Origin of the sequence: Nostoc sp., from assembly GCF_036917755.1 — a bacterium.
Classification (GTDB): Bacteria; Cyanobacteriota; Cyanobacteriia; order Cyanobacteriales; family Nostocaceae; genus Nostoc.
Genome location: NZ_JBALFC010000068.1, coordinates 125,383 through 143,474, shown reverse-complemented (window position 1 = coordinate 143,474; position 18,092 = coordinate 125,383). Strand labels below are relative to the sequence as shown.

18 protein-coding genes are annotated in these 18,092 nt (G+C 41.7%); 8 read left to right on the top strand and 10 right to left on the bottom strand.

Features of this window, described 5'->3' with window-relative positions; all coding sequences use genetic code 11:
* Nucleotides 1-188 precede the first annotated feature (188 nt).
* Genes V7L05_RS16555 through V7L05_RS16545 form a run of 3 tightly spaced genes read right to left on the bottom strand, consistent with a single transcriptional unit; the run spans nt 189 to nt 4,476 of the window.
* Entirely contained in the window at nt 189-875 is a 687-nt protein-coding gene (locus V7L05_RS16555) for a DUF4926 domain-containing protein (protein WP_335165529.1), read from the bottom strand.
* 5 nt (nt 876-880) lie between these two features.
* On the bottom strand, nt 881-1,216 hold the full coding sequence (locus tag V7L05_RS16550) for a DUF6883 domain-containing protein (protein WP_292755260.1): 336 nt from the start codon (nt 1,214-1,216) through the stop codon (nt 881-883).
* Nucleotides 1,213-4,476, bottom strand: coding sequence for a leucine-rich repeat domain-containing protein (locus V7L05_RS16545; protein WP_335165527.1), 3,264 nt, complete (start codon nt 4,474-4,476; stop codon nt 1,213-1,215). The genes V7L05_RS16550 and V7L05_RS16545 overlap by 4 nt, the downstream gene beginning before the upstream one ends.
* Before the next feature lie 141 nt (nt 4,477-4,617).
* On the opposite strand from V7L05_RS16545, the gene V7L05_RS16540 reads away from it, so the two are divergent.
* From V7L05_RS16540 to V7L05_RS16530, 3 genes are read left to right on the top strand one after another with little or no spacing between them, the layout of a single operon-like run.
* The gene (locus V7L05_RS16540) at nt 4,618-4,758 is read left to right on the top strand and encodes a hypothetical protein (RefSeq protein ID WP_334944816.1); all 141 of its coding nucleotides are present in this window, start codon (nt 4,618-4,620) and stop codon (nt 4,756-4,758) included.
* 57 nt (nt 4,759-4,815) lie between these two features.
* Nucleotides 4,816-5,133 carry a DUF433 domain-containing protein gene (locus V7L05_RS16535; RefSeq protein WP_335165525.1) on the top strand — a complete coding sequence of 106 codons (318 nt, stop codon included), beginning with the start codon at nt 4,816-4,818 and terminating at the stop codon, nt 5,131-5,133.
* A gap of 42 nt (nt 5,134-5,175) precedes the next feature.
* On the top strand, nt 5,176-5,526 hold the full coding sequence (locus V7L05_RS16530) for a DUF5615 family PIN-like protein (protein ID WP_335165523.1): 351 nt from the start codon (nt 5,176-5,178) through the stop codon (nt 5,524-5,526).
* Between the two features lie 107 nt (nt 5,527-5,633).
* Here V7L05_RS16530 and V7L05_RS16525 read toward each other — a convergent pair whose 3' ends face one another.
* Nucleotides 5,634-5,819: a hypothetical protein gene (locus V7L05_RS16525; RefSeq protein ID WP_335165522.1), complete on the bottom strand. Its 186-nt coding sequence runs from the start codon at nt 5,817-5,819 to the stop codon at nt 5,634-5,636.
* Between the two features lie 552 nt (nt 5,820-6,371).
* Between V7L05_RS16525 and V7L05_RS16520 the strand changes: the two genes are divergently transcribed.
* The 4 genes from V7L05_RS16520 to V7L05_RS16505 all read left to right on the top strand — a co-directional run bounded on the left by V7L05_RS16520 (nt 6,372) and on the right by V7L05_RS16505 (nt 10,231).
* Nucleotides 6,372-7,121: a DUF6920 family protein gene (locus tag V7L05_RS16520; protein WP_335165520.1), complete on the top strand. Its 750-nt coding sequence runs from the start codon at nt 6,372-6,374 to the stop codon at nt 7,119-7,121.
* Between the two features lie 245 nt (nt 7,122-7,366).
* The gene (locus V7L05_RS16515) at nt 7,367-7,816 is read left to right on the top strand and encodes a pyridoxamine 5'-phosphate oxidase family protein (protein ID WP_334944806.1); all 450 of its coding nucleotides are present in this window, start codon (nt 7,367-7,369) and stop codon (nt 7,814-7,816) included.
* Nucleotides 7,817-8,397: 581 nt separating this feature from the next.
* Nucleotides 8,398-9,705 carry a glutamate-5-semialdehyde dehydrogenase gene (locus tag V7L05_RS16510; RefSeq protein ID WP_335165519.1) on the top strand — a complete coding sequence of 436 codons (1,308 nt, stop codon included), beginning with the start codon at nt 8,398-8,400 and terminating at the stop codon, nt 9,703-9,705.
* 199 nt (nt 9,706-9,904) lie between these two features.
* Entirely contained in the window at nt 9,905-10,231 is a 327-nt protein-coding gene (locus V7L05_RS16505; protein ID WP_335165517.1) for an STAS domain-containing protein, read from the top strand.
* Here the strand turns inward: V7L05_RS16505 and V7L05_RS16500 are convergent, their stop codons facing one another.
* The 6 genes from V7L05_RS16500 to V7L05_RS16475 form a co-directional block, all read right to left on the bottom strand.
* Nucleotides 10,232-11,368 carry a PP2C family protein-serine/threonine phosphatase gene (locus tag V7L05_RS16500; protein WP_335165515.1) on the bottom strand — a complete coding sequence of 379 codons (1,137 nt, stop codon included), beginning with the start codon at nt 11,366-11,368 and terminating at the stop codon, nt 10,232-10,234. It lies immediately after the preceding gene.
* 153 nt (nt 11,369-11,521) lie between these two features.
* A complete protein-coding gene (locus V7L05_RS16495) occupies nt 11,522-12,289 on the bottom strand; it encodes a DUF1350 family protein (RefSeq protein ID WP_335165513.1) in 768 nt (255 codons plus the stop codon).
* Between the two features lie 250 nt (nt 12,290-12,539).
* On the bottom strand, nt 12,540-13,259 hold the full coding sequence (locus V7L05_RS16490) for a hypothetical protein (protein ID WP_335165512.1): 720 nt from the start codon (nt 13,257-13,259) through the stop codon (nt 12,540-12,542).
* Nucleotides 13,260-13,421: 162 nt separating this feature from the next.
* Nucleotides 13,422-14,348, bottom strand: a complete 927-nt coding sequence (locus V7L05_RS16485; protein ID WP_335165510.1) for a histone deacetylase family protein — start codon at nt 14,346-14,348, stop codon at nt 13,422-13,424.
* A gap of 255 nt (nt 14,349-14,603) precedes the next feature.
* Nucleotides 14,604-15,050, bottom strand: a complete 447-nt coding sequence (locus tag V7L05_RS16480) for a hypothetical protein (RefSeq protein WP_334950631.1) — start codon at nt 15,048-15,050, stop codon at nt 14,604-14,606.
* A gap of 576 nt (nt 15,051-15,626) precedes the next feature.
* The gene (locus V7L05_RS16475; RefSeq protein WP_335165508.1) at nt 15,627-17,657 is read right to left on the bottom strand and encodes a S9 family peptidase; all 2,031 of its coding nucleotides are present in this window, start codon (nt 17,655-17,657) and stop codon (nt 15,627-15,629) included.
* 35 nt (nt 17,658-17,692) lie between these two features.
* On the opposite strand from V7L05_RS16475, the gene V7L05_RS16470 reads away from it, so the two are divergent.
* The gene (locus V7L05_RS16470; RefSeq protein WP_335165507.1) at nt 17,693-17,917 is read left to right on the top strand and encodes a hypothetical protein; all 225 of its coding nucleotides are present in this window, start codon (nt 17,693-17,695) and stop codon (nt 17,915-17,917) included.
* Nucleotides 17,918-18,092 lie beyond the last annotated feature (175 nt).

Below are 18,092 nucleotides of genomic sequence, written 5' to 3'. Positions count from 1 at the left end.
ATTTTGCTTTGCGATCGCTAGTTCAATTTTCTAGGACTTACGCAAAATATCTCTGAAACTCTGATTTCTCCGTGTACTCTGCGCCTCTGCGGTTCGTTATTCCGTAACTCGTGCGTAAGTCCTATTTTCATCAAATCAAAGGCGGGTATCATTTCAACCTATGCGATCGCCTCTGGAGTTAGAAAAGTCTATTTAACAGGGGGAAGCTTTAGTTCTATGCCTAATTTGCTTCCTATTTCCATAACATCCTTTGTAAAGCCTGTCATGCTTGCAATCGGGGCAGCGACTACAGTAGCAGCAGTTAGTAAAGCTACTAGACGCTTTTGGAGTTTGGGTAAATTGCGTTCTTTTTCTGGCTTTTGAATTTCTACTTCTACATCATCAATATCGATGATAATGTCGTCGTGGGTTTCTCGTGGAAATTGGGCAGCAGTTTGGCGTAAGTTGCCGATCAGTTGCATTAGTTCTGCTACGCTTGCGCCGCTTGTTTGATTAAGGTTGCTTACTGTGGCTTGGGCTTGGTTTTGAGCGACAAATCCAATAGTTGCCTCGTTGAAGTCATTTTCGTTTTTATCACCTTGGATTTTATCACCTTGGATTTTATCACCTGCAACATTATCGCCTTTGCCGTATTGATGGATGTTGTTAGACATAGTTTTTAGGGGTTTGTAATGGAGTTTTAGGAGTTGATGGGCTGGTAAGGCTTGCATGGCATAGGTTTGACCGTCATCATCGCTAAATTCTACTTCGTATACTTCGGGGGCAAGGATTTCGACAATGGTTCCCACTTGACCTGCAAGGAGGTTATGTTCGGATAAGGGAGTTTTAAGTGCAACAATATCTAATAAATTGAGTTTGTTTGGGGTCGCAAGCATGAGCATTACCTCAAAATATAGCAACTAACGAGACGGGGAAAATCTTCGGTGGGGTGGACGATCCAAGTTGTGCGAATGTTAGCAGTGTTTTGGTTGCGGGTGATAGGGAAATCGACGATATAGCGTTGACCATATTCATCTAACAGGCTGGGAATCGCTTCATAATTCTGAATCGCATCTTGGATTAGCAGTTGCAAAATTTCTGCATCATCCCTACCTAAATCTAGAATAGCGGCAAACAGTCTGGCTTTGTGCTTTCCGCGATCGTGTTGGGAGTTGAGGCTATAGTTTTGCAGTTTGTTGCGATCGATAAACGCTAATTCAAAGTTGGGTAACTTCATCCTGTTTTATTGCCTTCGACCCGATCACCACCAAAATTATCGCCTTCTCCATGTTGGTTAAAGGTTTTAGAACGGCGATCGCTAACATTAACATTAACTGTAAGAGGTGAGTCATCTGTTTCTATATCAACAAATCGATCGCCTTTAAAATTTCTTTGACGCATTCCAATGTCTTCATAGCCATCTAAAAGTTGACGCAAATCAAGTTTGAGCTTGAGTTCACCAATAACTTTATGGGTTTCTCCCATCTCTTCGAGTCCGAGTAGTTCTGAGTATTTGAGCGGATCGTGTTTGGAATGGCCGGGAACGGGAACCCATTCGGTGATTTCGAGATTGGGGAGACTTTTGTGGATTTTTTGGAAGACATCGCGGAGGATGCCGAGAAATAAGCGGCGGGTTTCTTTGCGATCGCTAATGGTGATGAAGATTTTTTTATCTTCGGGATCGGCTTTGATCCGAGCGATGTTGTAGATTTCCTTGTTTTCTTGATATTGCAGCATTACGCCACTGCGCCAATAGATTTGGTTATGGATTTTTTCGTGGGTGTTGACGATGAAGCGGGAAATGATGCTTTCGGGGAGAACTTTGTAATGGTATTGAAATTCCAGGGTTTCGCCTTCTAGTTCTGTTTCGTCTGGTTGGTCTTTGGGCAAAAGTCCCGCAATCAGAAATTGTGGTGGTTTACAATCCAATTCAAAGCAAAGCTCAAATTCTTTCATCAGCCCGATTAGATAGCCATGATCCTTAGTGGGGTATCGCTCTGGATTGAGGATGCGGGTGAGATCGGCGGGGGTGAAAATGCCTTTGGTTTTAGTTTTGAGGTTTTCATCGCTCAGGAGCGCGTAAATGCCTTCTGTAACCCAGTTGGGTTTGAGAACGTTGGTATTTTTGAGGATGGGATGATCGCGGAAATTGAGAACTAAGCCAAGTCGATGGAGGAGATCGATGAGTTGATCTTGGTTTTGTTCTTCGGGAATATTGTTTTTGTAGCAGATGCCGATGTAGCGGTTGTAGGTGATGAAGTCTTCAGTCATGGCTTCGAGTTGTTGTTTAACCTCAAACCATGTCAGGGGTAGAAGATCGTAGACTTCTTTGAGCTTGCCAACTTGCTGCAAAATAACGGTGCGAAGTTCATCAATGCCGATATTATCTTGGCAGGAGGTTTCGATAATTTCTTGGATGTTAGGATATTTTTCGCGTAATGCCTTGCGGTTGATGTCGAGGGGTTGTTCGTCTTTTTTGTTGCCAACGATAATCACGGGGGACTTTCCGCCGAAGCTTTCGATTAGTTTTAGCCAATATTCGATGCGGTTTTCTTCTTCGCTGGTGCGACAATTACAAACTAGGAGATAGAGGCTGCGCTTAGTCAGAAAAAACTGATGGGTGGCATGATAAATTTCCTGTCCGCCAAAGTCCCAAACATTCAGGCGGATGTCTTTGCTATTGACCTGCACGTTCCAAGTTTCTACATTGAGTCCGTGGGTTTGGGATTGATTTTTATCATATTTATTGCGGATTAGTCGCTCGATGAGCGATGTTTTGCCGACGCTGCTTTGTCCGATGAGTAAGAGTTTGGCTTCGTTGAGTGGACGCACTTCACCGCTACGGAGTAATCGCAAGTAATTGAAAATGTCTTCAACAGAACCAACACCATCAAAAGATCCTAGTAATTGCGAGTAATTGAAAATATTTTTAACTGAACCAACATAATCAGAAGATCCTAAAATCTCTGGTGAAATAGGAAGCCGATTTCCTCGTAAATCTAGTTTTTTCAATTTCGGCAAACTTTCGATCGCCTCTGGAATCTGGGTTATTTGGTTGTTAAAGAGGATAAGCTGCGTCAGATTGTTTAAATTAGCGATCGCTTCTGGAATCTGGGTTATTTGGTTATCACTGAGGATAAGCTGCGTCAGATTGGTTAAATTAGCGATCGCCTCTGGAATCTGGGTTATTTGGTTATCACTGAGGTGAAGCTGCGTCAGATTGGTTAAATTAGCGATCGCCTCTGGAATCTGGGTTATTTTGTTGCCACTGAGGATAAGCTGCGTCAGATTGGTTAAATTAGCGATCGCCTCTGGAATCTGGGTTATTTGGTTATCAAAAAGATTAAGCTCAGTGAGATTAGTTAAATTAGCAATCGCATTTGGTATTTCCGTGATTTGGTTATTCCAGAGTTTAAGCTCAGTGAGATTAGTTAAATTAGCAATTGCATTTGGTATTTCCGTGATTTGGTTATTAGAAAGATAAAGGCTAGATAGATTGGCTAAGTTTGTAACCGCTTCTGGTATTTCCGTGATTTGATTTTCACCAAAGTAAAATATAGTCAGATTGGTTAAATTAGCGATCGCCTCTGGAATCTGGGTTATTTTATTGCCACTGAGGTCAAGCTGCGTCAGATTGGTTAATTTAGCGATCGCCTCTGAAATCTGGGTTATTTGGTTGTTACGGAGCATAAGCTGCGTCAGATTGGTTAATTTAGCGATTGCCTCTGAAATCTGGGTTATTTTATTGCCACTGAGGTCAAGCTGCGTCAGATTGGTTAATTTAGCGATCGCCTCTGGAATCTGGGTTATTTGGTTGAAACTGAGGTTAAGCTGCGTCAGATTGTTTAAATTAGCGATCGCCTCTGGAATCTGGGTTATTTGGTTGGAACGGAGGTCAAGCTCTGTCAGATTGGTTAATTTAGCGAGCGCCCCTGGAATCTGGGTTATTTGGTTGTCACTGAGGATAAGCTGCGTCAGATTGGTTAAATTAGCGATCGCCTCTGGAATCTGGGTTATTTGGTTGTCACTGAGGTGAAGCTGCGTCAAATTGGTTAATTTAGCGATCGCCTCTGGAATCTGGGTTATTTGGTTGTCACTGAGGTGAAGCTGCGTCAGATTGGTTAAATTAGCGATCGCATCAGGTATTTCAGTTAGCTCTACTCGAATTAAGATAAGTTCCTCTAAATGTAGTATTTGCGTTACCACATCGGGAATGCTCTCTAAAGGATTGCCACTAATATCCAACTTACGCAAATTAGGCAAACCCAATAGTTCCAGAGGAAGCGTTTTTAAATTGTTGCCTGAAACCTTTTCAACATGACGGCCTCCTACTCGTTCATAACCTTCAACCTTCTTTCCCAAAATCAAAGACTCAAGCTGCTGCAACTTACCAATTTCCACAGGTAACTCAGTCAACTCTTGCCCCGACAAGTCTAACTCTCGCCAACCCTCAGCCACGGCGCGATCTATCAGTACCAATAACTCATCCTGCGTCATAATTCCAAGGAAAACGGTAAAAGGAAAGAAGATTGATGAAGATGATCTTAACTGATTAGGGAAAATGCTAGACCATCATTTTTTGGCGATCTGTCAGTTCTCTGTTTGGGATATTGCGGATTTAGGCGATTGCGCCTTGAGATGATGGGAAAAGGCGATGTCTACGACGGGCTACGCCAACGCAAAACATATAGGTCAGTTTTAGTATTGGCGATGCCCTTGGCAACCACTTTGTGGTATCGCTTATCCGAAATTGAGATTGGGCTTCAAAACAGTCGCTAGGATAATTACTATAAAATTTCAAGTTAGGATGAAATAAGCGAGAGAGATTTTGTTGTCATGAATAAGAGGACTCAACTGCTCGAAGTAATTGCAGCTTTACCAGAGGAATTAGTTGATCAAGCATTAAATTACGTGCAAATGTTGCAAAATCCGATTCAGATTACACCAAGAGTTAGCGGGGGACAAGCGCGAATTAGAAATACACGAATTCCCGTATGGACTTTGGTAGCATATCGTCAACAAGGTGCCCCGGATGAAGAATTATTGTCAAATTATCCTGGATTGACTGCGGAAGATTTAAGTGCAGCTTGGCATTACTACGAACAAAATCCCGAACAAATCGATCGAGAAATTGCCCAAGATGATTTAGTTTAATGGCATTACAATTTTACAAAACATGAAAATTTTCCGATCGCAATGGTAAACTTACTCAGATCGAAGGGACACGATGTATTAACTTCCTACGAAGCAGGTCAAGCAAATCAAGGGATTCCTGACGATGTTGTTTTGCAGTATGCCACAGCGACAGGTCGCATTTTGATTACGGAAAATCGCCAAGATTTTATCGAACTACATCCCACTGCACCAAATCATGCTGGCATGATTATTTTTAAACACGATCGTGATTATGCTGGGAAAGTCAAGGCAATAATTGATTTTTTGGATGAGGATAGTCGAACCTTAGAGAATCGTTTGTTGCGGGTTATGAAGCAAAATATAAAAGCAGTCGGACAGATTTTTTTCGTACAGGAGTATGGTAAAAGTTGATTGCGATCGCTGTTGAATATTGCGGACTTAAACGATGCCTGCGGCGGGCTACCCTAACGCGCATTGAGATGATGGCAAAAGGCGATCGCAAAACATAATAGCTATCATTACCAATCAGTTTGAATTGCTTTCTGTAAATCAGCCGCCTCATCATCACTCAAAATACCAGCAAATTTCGCTAGAGGATGATGACTACGCGTTGTCTGAACCCGATGCAAAAAATCTAACATTACTTTAATTAACTCATCTGGAACCTCTGCAAGTTCTTGGATAAGCTGCTCGCGGCTAGTCATGCATTTCCCATCTTTAGCAAAGTTTATTGTCTAATATTATAACGAATCACTGAATCAGTCTCAAAATGAATTACACAGGTTTAGCATTCTTTACAAAATCGACTGTTATGTTTTATATCGTATTCAATCAATTCATTCAGTAAATAGAACAAACTCCCGTCACACTAATACTAATACTAATATGGAAAATGAAACAAAATTGACGCTAATTAAAGTCATTCACACGTTGATATGGGTATTTTTCAACTTTGTAATTTTCTATATGCTTTATGCCGCGATGCCTACGGCGGCAAGCTACGCCAATAAGCTTGATGTCTGGCTCTGGATTGGTTATCGATTTGTATTTCTAGAAGGTATAACCCTACTGACTTTTAAATTCGTCTGCCCATTAACTCTGATTGCCCGTAAATATTCAAATTCCACAAAAGACAATTTCTCCATTTATCTTCCCAATTGGCTAGCCAAATATACTAAGTCGATCTATACAGCTATTTTTGCAATTATTCTTATCATCACAATCTATCAAATTCTGAATTAAAAATACTGGAGGCAATGATGACTAAAGAAATTTCTCTCAATACGCTATGGAATTCAGCAATATCGAAGGATCGTGTATTCCATTCAGATGGACTCTCTCACCTGCCAGAAGCAGCAAGAAGATATCTTGAACACGCGATCGCACCTGGAACTGCGATCGCATCTGCGGTTCGATTGCAGATGCACTGCGAAATCAAATTGAAGAGTTGGATTCCATTCAAAGCAGAACAAGTCATTTGCTGGGAGCGTGGACTGATTTGGAGTGCTACAGCATGGATGAACGGCTTACCGATTTGGGGATCGGATCGCCTCATAGACGGCGTAGGCGCTATGCAGTGGAAGCTTTTAGGAGTTTTCCCGGTGATGATAGGTTCAGGTGCTGATATTACACGATCTAATGTTGGTCGTCTCCAGGCAGAGTCAATCTGTTTGCCATCTGTGTTTTATGGTGATGACGTGTCATGGACAACAATGGATTCATCAGATTTACATTCGAGTTTCGTAGTGCAAGGCGAGAGAGCGGAACTTGATTTTACCATTGATCAAACGGGTCGGCTCAAGACTGTCAAGCTGCCGCGCTGGGGCAATCCAGAAGGTGGTGAGTTTCATGATCTGGACTTCGGTGCGATCGTAGAGTCGGAGGGCACATTCTGGGGCTACACCATTCCCACCCGTCTGCGGGTTGGCTGGTACTTCGGCACTGAGCGGTTTAAATTGGAAGGCGAGTTCTTCCGAGCCACAATCGATGATGCAATCTATCGGTAGATTGATCAAACATCAAAGAGTATGTTACGACTAGCGGAGCCTGACGATGCAGGAATTTCTATTTGCTCTAACACGCACAGGTAGCTCTGTTGAACTGCTCTGTCACCATGAAACGCTTACGCTCTATTCATTTTGAATTTTGAATTTTGAATTTTGAATTCCGCCTTGCGGTACTAGGTCTAGCTATCGTCGTCAACACATCTGAAACAATATCAATTGACTGAATCTTGAGAAGGAGAATGGTGATGTTAGATATTGATGAAATGGGACAAAAAGAAATACAAGGCTTCCTACACCAAGTAGGATACGGTCATCTTGGCTGCATACACGAAGGCAAACCCTACGTGATGCCAATGTATTATTATCTCGAAGATTCGGACATCTACCTGTTTACAACGGTCGGCATGAAGACTCATGACATAGATGCCAATCCAGAAATCTGCCTACAGGTTGAAGAAATTCACGATCCGCTTCATTGGCGCAGCGTGATTGTTAATGGTCGAGCCGAGCGTCTCACAGAGCAGCAAGATATCGATCATGCTATGCACTTGATCAAAGAGCGCAATCCAGTGCTTTCTCCTGCGATCAATCGAACTTGGATCGACTCATCGGGACGTGCAGAGGTAATTGCCATCTACCGGATCTATTCAGGCCAGATGAGCGGACGCACGACTGATGGAGTCAGTAGTCGGTAAGAACCAAGATACCATGAACTACCTCTAGCGATGGCGTTGCCAGCTAGAGGTTTCTACATCCTGTAACTTGTTTTTAGCGAAGTTTGCCTTGTTTTGCCTCGTTCCCAGCCTCCAGGCTGGGAATGTATTCCGAGAGGTTCTACCTCTGGTCAAGAAAGCTACGCGGCAAAAACTCCACCAACAAAACAGTGCTGAGTTCCGTTAGCGGATAGCTAAGGTTTAGCCCGTGCTGAGTAAAAAAAGCAATACTTCGACCCTTCGGCAGGATAAATTATTTTACTTAAGTAAAAGACTAGAGAAACATAAATTACTATGTCTCTCTAGTCTAGGGAACGCATAAATCATATTTAAGATTTTCAAATAATGCCTGTAATAATACTTAAAATATTCTTAATACTGTGAATTGACTACCTTTAATTTGTCTGTGTTCGATAATCACAGAATAAATGTTTTGACCCAAATCTTGCTTCACCCGATCAGAGTAATTATTGATTACCCAGATGGTTCACCCGATTGGAGGAAGACGATAACCAATAATGAACTCACATTGATAAGATGAGGAAAAAGTAAAGATTTGTACTATGACTATTCTTGACATTGCTTCTCCCCTAATTACGATCGCAGGGCAAACCCGCAAAGCTGCAAGTAAGCTAGCGATTCTCTCCACTGAGGCAAAAAATCAAGCACTTGTTGCGATCGCTCAAGCTTTAGAATCAGCTAGGGATGAAATTTTATCAGCAAATGTTGCTGATTGTAAAGCTGCGACTGCGGCCGGAATTCCCCAACCGCTTTATAAACGCTTGCAGTTGGATGAACATAAATTAAGAGATGCGATCGCTGGGGTAGGAGATGTTGGTAAGCTAGCTGATCCAGTGGGTAAAGTACAGATTCACCGCGAACTAGACACTGGTTTGACTCTCAAGCGGATCACTTGTCCTTTAGGCGTTTTGGGGATTATTTTTGAAGCCCGGCCAGAGGCGGCGATTCAAATTGTTTCCTTAGCGATCAAATCCGGTAATGGTGTAATCCTCAAAGGCGGAAAGGAAGCGGTACGTTCTTGTGAAGCGATCGTTAAGGCAATTAAGCAAGGATTATCTCATACTGCTGTTAACCCTGATGCGGTACAGTTGCTAACAACTAGAGAAGAAACTCTGGAACTTTTGAAATTAGATAAATATGTAGATTTAATTATTCCTAGAGGTTCTAATTCTTTTGTGAGGTTTGTGCAGGAAAATACGCGCATTCCGGTACTAGGTCACGCAGATGGAATTTGTCATCTTTATATAGATAAAGTGGCTGATATTTCTAAAGCAGTTCCGATTACTGTCGATGCCAAAGCGCAATATCCTGCTGTTTGTAATGCAATTGAAACTTTGTTAGTTCACTCCTCTATTGCTAGAGAATTTTTACCAAAAGTTGCCGATGCTTTGCAAGAACGCCATGTGGAATTAAGAGGTGATAAAAGTACCTTAAGAATTTTGCCTAACATTGCAACTGCAACAGAAACAGACTGGAAAACTGAATATAACGATTTTATTTTGTCGATTAAGATTGTAGATTCTATAGAAGATGCGATCGCCCATATTAACGAATATGGTTCTCGTCATACTGACGCGATTATTACTGAAGATTCAGCATCTGTTGAAACTTTCTTTGGACTTGTCAATTCAGCCAATATATTCCACAATTGTTCTACCCGATTTGCTGATGGTTTCCGCTATGGTTTTGGTGCAGAAGTAGGGGTTAGTACACAACAAATGCCTCCTCGCGGCCCCGTTGGTTTAGAAGGATTAGTGACATACAAATATCAAATGACTGGCGATGGTCATATTGTAGCTACTTACACCGGAGCTAATGCTAAATCCTTTACTCATCAGGATTTGGGGTAAAACATCCTCAAAATTATGGGCTTTGGTAATGCGATATAGCAGAATTCAGAATTCAGAATTCAGAATAGCGTCTTGATTCTGACTCCTGAATTCTGACTTCTGAATACTTCTTCAACTGGTAAGCATTTTTTAAATGATCTATGATTGGGATATACTAACAACAACAGAGTACCATTTACACAAATCAGAGTGAGGTATTATGAGAGAGCAAGTAAAAGTTATTAAGCTCATCGGTAATTTAAACGCCACAACTTCACAAGAGTTTCGGCAAAAGATTACTGATATTTTAGTAAGTGGTGCGAAAATTGTATTAGTTGATTTTCAAGATGTCACGTTTATGGATAGCTCAGGTTTGGGAGCTTTAGTATTAGCTTTCAAAACCTTGCGGGCAGCAGATACTAAGCTCGTTCTCTGCTCAGTTAATCAGCAAGTCAGGATATTATTTGAACTGACTAATATGGATAAAGTATTTGAAATCTTCCCCAGCCAAGACGCATTTAATCAGGTTTTAGTCTCAAATAATTAGTTAATTAAAGTTAATTTGCAAAATAGATAAATCATCATCAAAAGCATCTTTGGAGTTCAGAGCGATTAAATAACTCAGTACGCGATCAAGTTGGCAATCAACAGGATGTTGTAAGCTAACTAGTAGCTGAATAAAAGCATCCAAGCTCCAAAGTGTGCCATCTGATTTAGTGAGTTCATAAGCGCCATCACTAAAAATGTAAAGGGTACTGAATTTTTCAATATTGCAAAACCCATCAACATATTTTGCCTCTGGAAACATCCCAACTGGCATACCTGGGGTTTTCAAGAGTTTAACTTCAGACTTCCTTGGAGATGTACCGGTTACTAAAACTGCTGGTGGATGACCTGCACTAGCATAAATTAACTGGCGGTTGATTCGGTTGTAAACTCCGTACCAAATCGTAAAGTATTTGTCATTTTGATAATTCATCTGAAAAGTATCATTCAAAGCCTTCAATACATCACTAGGTTGATAATAATCCAGACTTTTGAGCGCACGAGAACGCAGCAGATTCAGCACTGAAACAGAGGGAAGAGTTGCTTTGAGGCCATGTCCGGCAGTATCCATTAAGTAAATTGCCAGATAATCAGCATCGAGCCAGTAGTAATCGAAACAATCACCGCCAAGTTGTCGCGAGGGAATGAATCGGAAATTTATATTGAAGGGTTCAGTCATGGAAAGAGGCAGCAGCGATCGCACATATTCTGCGGCTTCTGACATTTCTAATTCTAAAAGCAACTTTTGAGCCTGCAAATCTCTACTCAACTGATGCAGGCGTAATCCCGCTCTTACCCGTGCTTGTAATTCATTGTGCTCGATAGGTTTGGAGATAAAATCATCAGCACCAGCATCTAGACCTTTGACGCAATCGGCAACGGAATCTAAGGATGTTAATAAAATAAAGAATGTAGTGGAAAATTTGGGGTCTTTCTTAATGCGATGGCAAACTTCCAGTCCAGTCAACCCCGGCATGATCCAATCACAAATAATTAGTGCTGGATTGTAAGCCAGTGCCTTTTCTATTCCTTCCTCGCCGCTACTGGCAGTAACTACCTCATAACCCTGTTTTTCCAACATCCTTTTCAGGAGTGTTTTTATTGAATAGTCGTCATCAATTACTAGTATTTGAAACATAGAAAGTTGTAGTAAACACTCATTAATAATTTGCTGTAAAAATAGAAAATAAAAATACCATATGGGCTAATTAGTTAGTAGTATATCCAGATATACCACTAACTATTTTCTCTTTTTACGTAGAATTCATGACTGTTTAACAGTCATAAAAAATTATGGCGCTGCCAGAGGATTTAGCCACAAGAGGATGTTGCTTTTTAGCTGGTTCAAGTCTCGGTATGCTTCTTGCTTGAACCATTGCCCTAAAGCATCAAAGGGAGTGAAAAATGTTCCAGTTTGCCATTTAATATCTTGACCCAGAGGTGTTGTGTGAGTTCCTGGTAACGTTTGTGTTGTCACCATCTCATCAAAGCGTTCTTGTAAGATTTTGGTTAAAGCTACCGATTGATCAATGGTGTCATTGCTAAATTTTATTAATAAATTGCGCCGGATATTGTAACGCTCTTGGATCAGCTTGTTAGTTTCCAACGGTGAGGGGGTAAACTCGATTTTCAAAGTAGAATTGAACTGTTCTACTAGGGGAATAGCTTCTTTTGCGGCGTAGTTGTTGAAGGATATTAAAATATTGCCTGCGCGTTCTACTTTAAAGAGGCTACCAATGAGCAAGTGAAGTTTACAACCCATACTGTGTCCAATGCCGTAGATGGGGAAATAAAGCTTGCGTAATGCCCCAGAGTCATGTAGGCGTTCGAGAGTGCGGTCAAAGTTTAGCAGTACGGATTGTGCGATCGCGGTATGATCCAATGTATTGACGAAAGGCGTAGCAATTACAACATAACCTTTACTTGCCAGTTCTTCCAGTAACCAGCGATAAGTGATGTGCGGTGCAGTGGCGACAAATGCACCTCCTAAAAAATGGATGATACCTATGGGATTTCGGGGAATGATTACCCAGTTGCCTCTGACTTCTTTCCAGTCCATGCGGATAAGCGATCGCTTTACGAATATTCTTTATGTTAGACCGGAGATCGCAACCGTGGGAAGGATTATGGAAAAAGCCATTGAGAATATCTGGTGAGTCGGTTGCAATCCAACCCACCCAACAGCGTCTATGGACTTACCCTGAGCATCTACGCCTTCTCCAACTCTTACTTAGTGCTGAGTGAATTCAGAGTGCTTTCTAAATCCCCATTACGAATTACGAATTACGAATTACGAATTACGAATTATTTTAACGCTGAGTCTGTAATCTTTTCATTTCGTGTTGCACATCTAATGCAATTTGTAATGCTTCATTGAGCAACCTTCCATGTTCGGTAGCCTGTTCGGTTACTTGCATGGCTGTTAAAGTTGCTAAATTGTTGACGAATAATTCTGTATTACTAAGGATAAAGCTCTTATGCTCCCTCAAAATCCTTTCTGTCTTCAAAGCGCGAACTAAATCAGCTTTGGTGAGTTTAAGCGCTTCGATCACACCCTCCCTTTCCTTTATAACTACTTCTGGATTACCAGCTTCTTCTATTTGGTCATTGATATCGATTACTCTAATAACAGTATTATATCTACTCACCTCATTTAACAGAATTTGCAGAGATTTTGTCATATTAATTTTGACAATTTTATTTCTAGTTCTCCAGATTACATATAAGATAGTTTGCGTCAGTCCGCCAACCCAAAGACCTAAGATAATTAACAATATCCAAGATGGAATTGTGATCCACGTCACAAAAATTTTAATAATTATATCAAATAAAATATAGACAAAAACAAATGTAGAAAATCCAATGAAAACTACAGTTGCGCCTTCAGAACTTTTCAGCTTTTGAATATATATATTTGCTAATAGTTTTAGAGGATTTGTGATGATTAAAAGTTCCTCATTGACAGGCAAATTAGTCAGCTTTTGTAGTTCATCCTGACTAATTTCCAAGCCCTGTAAATCATCCCGCACAGCTTTTCAACCCTTGCCAGAATAGTTATTTAATCCAATATAGCAATCAAATTTCTAGAATGCTGGCATTTTGTCTAAACTTTTTCAGGCAAGTCAATACTTTTAGTAAAGCCAGGATTTTTTGTACAATACGATACTTTATTCGGACTCCTAAATTCGGAATTATTCTGAAAGTAAACAGCGTTCAATCGTCGCTACAACTGATCGAGAAAGAGTATCAAAGTCGTAACCACCTTCTAAACCAAACAGAATTTTCCGAGTTACCCCTAAACAATAATCAGTAAACAAAGCGTAGTCTTCTGGCTGCAAATTGATACTTGCCAAAGGATCTGCGGCATTGCCATCATAACCAGCACTGACAATCAGTAAATCCGCTTGAAAGTTAGCTAAAAACGGTACGACTTGTCTTTCAAATAGTGGCTGATATACTGCAATATCACTACCAGGGGGTACAGGTAAATTTAAGACATTATTATGAAAGCCGCGTTCTGTCGATCTTCCAGTACCGGGATAGCATGGGTACTGATGTAGGGAACAGTAGGCGATGCGTGCTTCAGTTTCAACGATCGCCTGAGTACCATTACCGTGATGCACATCCCAATCGAGGATGGCGACGCGGTTAATTCCCGGTTGTTCCAGGGCAAATAAAGCGGCGATCGCTGCATTAGAAAATAGGCAAAAGCCCATCCCCGCATCACTTTCTGCATGGTGTCCTGGGGGACGCGCCAATACAAAAGCCGGATTAGCCGACTTTAAGACAGCCTCAACTCCATCTAACCAGGCACTGACTGCCAACAATGCCACATCATAACTGCGCGGGGAAACTGGCGTATCTCCATCCAAAAGACCGCCGCCACTAGAAGCGATTTGCCAAAGTTTTTTGATGTAGGCTGGGCTATGTGCTTTCACCAACATAGACATTAGTGATGGCTGTTCTGATGCTGGTCTCGGCTCACGCCAGCTAATTTTATCTGCGAATGTCGCTGTTTTTAGGGCAGTAGCGATCGCCCTTAAGCGTTCTGGTGTTTCGGGATGGTATTTTCCAGTCTTGTGATCTAAAAATTCGTCGGAATAAATGACTGGCAGCATAGAAGGAAAAAGGTTGGCAGCAGGACAATCAATGCTATTGTATCCTCACTTGTACAAACAGTTTTTCCTTGTACTATTAGTCTGTCGCAAAAGTTTTGATCGGTGAATCAGTTTTAAATTTATCTTCTTTACCTCTTAAACTTTGCGCTCTTTGCGTCATGGGCGGTTGTTTACAGCGATATCTGACGACAAGCCGCTCTACGTCTACGCATTTGGGTAATTAGGCGTAGCCCGTCGTAGACATCGCATCTTGTTTCAATTAGCTTTACGCTCTTTAAGCACTTGATCTAGCAAGTTCCTAGCAGGTTGTGCTTTAGCCAACGCTGCTTGATGGTCATTATAAGCACGGACAAGGCGAGAAAGACTGCTCACACCTGCCTTGAGTTGCTCAAGTTCTTCACCAGCAACCAGTTCTCCATCAAGCATCCGCCCAATCAACGGTTTGATGTCGCCCACCTCCAGCCGGACTTTTTGGAGCTTTTCTAGGGTACTCAGTAAGGTTTTGAGTGAGTTCAAGATGTCGTCAATATCTTGGGCATCCTCGACTGGTTCGGGCGAATCTTCAATTGTCACTGTATTTTTGTCTGAAATTGTAGGCAATTCCTGTGCAGGCGAATCTTCAATTGTCACTGTATTTTTGTCTGAAATTGTAGGCAATTCCTGTGCAGACGTTTCATTTTTAACCCCGTTTGACCGTGCCATCAACGCTTCCTCAAGGAATTTTCCTATAGTGTATCGCTGATCCCAAGTTGCCCAAGTTCCCAAAAATAGTATTGTTATAATTCGTTAAACTTGGTGAGTATTAATACAGTGCATAATCAGGGTCACGTCGCTTCTGTGCCAGAGGCTACGCGATCGCTCCGAATTTAAAATTCACGCGTTACAATACCCATCATCATCATCCAGTTTCGATAGTGGCGTAGACAGCATTTACTTGCGGACTTCTTTTGAGAAACTAGATATAAATGGTCTTTCAAAGTGCAAGTGAAACAGATAAGCAAATAGTAATGAAAATGCCACGCTCACTAGATATTGAGATATTGCTTATATTTATCCGCCATAATCATGACTTAGCCTAGAGGTATAGTAAAGCCCCAATGATTGAACTTTAGTTTCTGCGGGTGGAGCCTGCGATTTGCCATCTTCGTTTTGTTGATACCTTATGGGTTGTTTGTGTCAGTAGGGGTCTGAATTCCCAAATGAATTGATTCTGACCGGAGCTTTCGGAAGTCTCCGGGTTTGTTCCTGAATTCAGAAGCACTGAATTCTTCTTTAAGACTATTTTCCATTAGTTGCGGTTGAGGGGATCAAGTATTTATCATACCAAGCTAAATAACGTTCTAGGACATCACGTTGATAACTCGGTTTGCTGATTCCGTGGGACTGTCCTGGATAAACTACTAACTGGGTATCAATTCCCAGACTTTTCAGGGCTTGATACATCTGCTCAGAGTTATGTAGTGGTACAGAAAAATCCTTGTCACCTCCCAGAAATAGTGTTGGTGTAACAATGCGGTCAGCGTGAAGAAATGGGAAAGAAATTCGTAGCCAGACATCGAGGTTCTTCCACGGTACACCAAGCTCTTGTTCATAGTCATCAATATACTCATCAGTACCATAGGTCGCCAGAATATTTGATTCACCAGCCCCACTGACTGCGGCTTGAAAGCGGTTATCTTGAGCAATAGTATAGTTGGTCAACATTCCCCCGTAACTCCACCCACCAATTCCTAAACGCGATGGCGAAGCAATTCCGGTAGCGATCGCATAATTAGCACCGGCAATAATATCTTGAGCGTCTTTGTTTCCCCAGTCTGCATAAATCGCTTTGGAGAAAGCTTCACCTCTTCCTGAACTTCCACGCGGGTTAACACCGACAACGACATAACCTTTCGCCGCAAACAGTTGCCAATTAAACTTAAACTGATTTGTGAACTGACCGACAGGCCCGCCGTGCAACATTAGCAGTGTTGGGTATTTCTTCCCTGGCTGATAGTGAGGTGGCTTGACAAGAAAGCCATGAATTTCTGTACCATCTTTACTCCTAAAGCTGATTTCATCTGTAGTTGCTAAATTTAACTGCGCTAGTAACTGATCGTTTTGGTGTGATATTAAACGCAAATTTTTACCATCAAAGGCAAAGACTGCATTTGGTTGTTGTGGCGTTGAGGAAAGTAAAGCGATTTTGCCATCGCGTCCTAAATCAAAATTACTAATCTCTCGTCTTCCTGTTAAGAATCGCTCGATTTTGCCACCAGTTACAGGTATTTTTGCTAGGTGAACATTGCCATCATCTTCGATTAAAAACAGTATTGATTTACCATCTGTGGTAAAGCGCGGTTTGGCAACATTGCGATCAAGGTTGGCAGTCAGTAGACGGGGAGTACCACCCTCGGCGGGGATAATGGCGAGATGGTGAACTGCGTACTCAATAAGTTTGGGTGAACCTCCCTGCAAATAAGCAATTGACTTCCCATCTAGACTCCAAACCGGACGGCTATCCCAATCAGGAGCGGAGTCAGGCCCAATAAAGGTAGTTAGCTGACGGGCTTTGGCTCCCGATTGGGCAGCGATTGCATACAGATCCCAATTATTATTGCGATCGCTCTCTTGACCACGTTTGCTCACAAAAGCAATATTTTTGCTATCAGGGGACCAAGCAGGTAAAGACTCATTAAATGAACCTGGAGTGAGAATATCTGTTTTGCGAGTTGCTAAGTCCAATACATAAAGATGTTCTCGACTTTTATCGATAAAACCGACACCGTCTTCTAAGAAGTGAAATTGATCAATAACAATCGGTGATGGGGTTTTACCATTAAAGGGAGTTTCTGGGGCTGGTGAGGAGGCAATTACGGCTAGTCGTCTACTGTCACCAGACCAGACAAAATCGCTAACATCACCAGCAAAGTCAGATATTTTCTCGGCTTCACCGCCTGATAAATTGAGCAACCAAATTTGCTGTTTTCCAGATTCACGGCTGGAGATGAAAGCTAGATACTTTCCGTCTGGGCTGAACCGAGGGTTATATTCACTATCCTTACCGTTAGTTAAATGTAATGTTCGGGAAGCATCCCAAGAAGTCATGTAAATATGGTTATCTTGTTTATCATTTTTCAAATCGGTATTAGTTATTGTGTAAGCAATCCAGTCTCCAGTGGGAGATAGTTGGGGATCGCTAATTTGGCGAAAGGCAAACTGATCCTCGATCGTCAGCAGACGTTTTTCTTGGGCTTGAGCCGAAATATTTATACCGAGTGTCATCGCTAAAACACTACTTGCTAAAGCGATTTTTGTTAGCTTTTTCATAACTAGATATCATAACTGGGGGTTCGCACATTTTTTTGAAGTTAGAGAAATTGGTAAATAACTTGGTCATAAAGCTTTGCCTCAGCATTGCGGCTAGCCCTGGTGGGATGTCCACAATCCGGGTTTTATGCTTACCTTTGGTGGTAGACTTGCTCAAAGTGATAGCACAACATTTGATATCAGTCGTCTGGAGTGCTAGTGCTTCTGATACGCGACAACCAGTAAACAGGCAAATTCCTTTCCAGAGCGCGATGGCGTAACCGCTCGCCTTAAGAGCGATCGCTCTTAGTGATAAATCCTGACGTGAATAATCGCTTTAGTTCCTCTTGGGTTAAAATCTTGCCTTGTCCGTTGCCGTCTACTTTCATTTTTCCGTTCTCATAGCGATTACACGTTTTGTGTTAATCGTGCGGAATCGGGTTTAGGAAAAAAGTT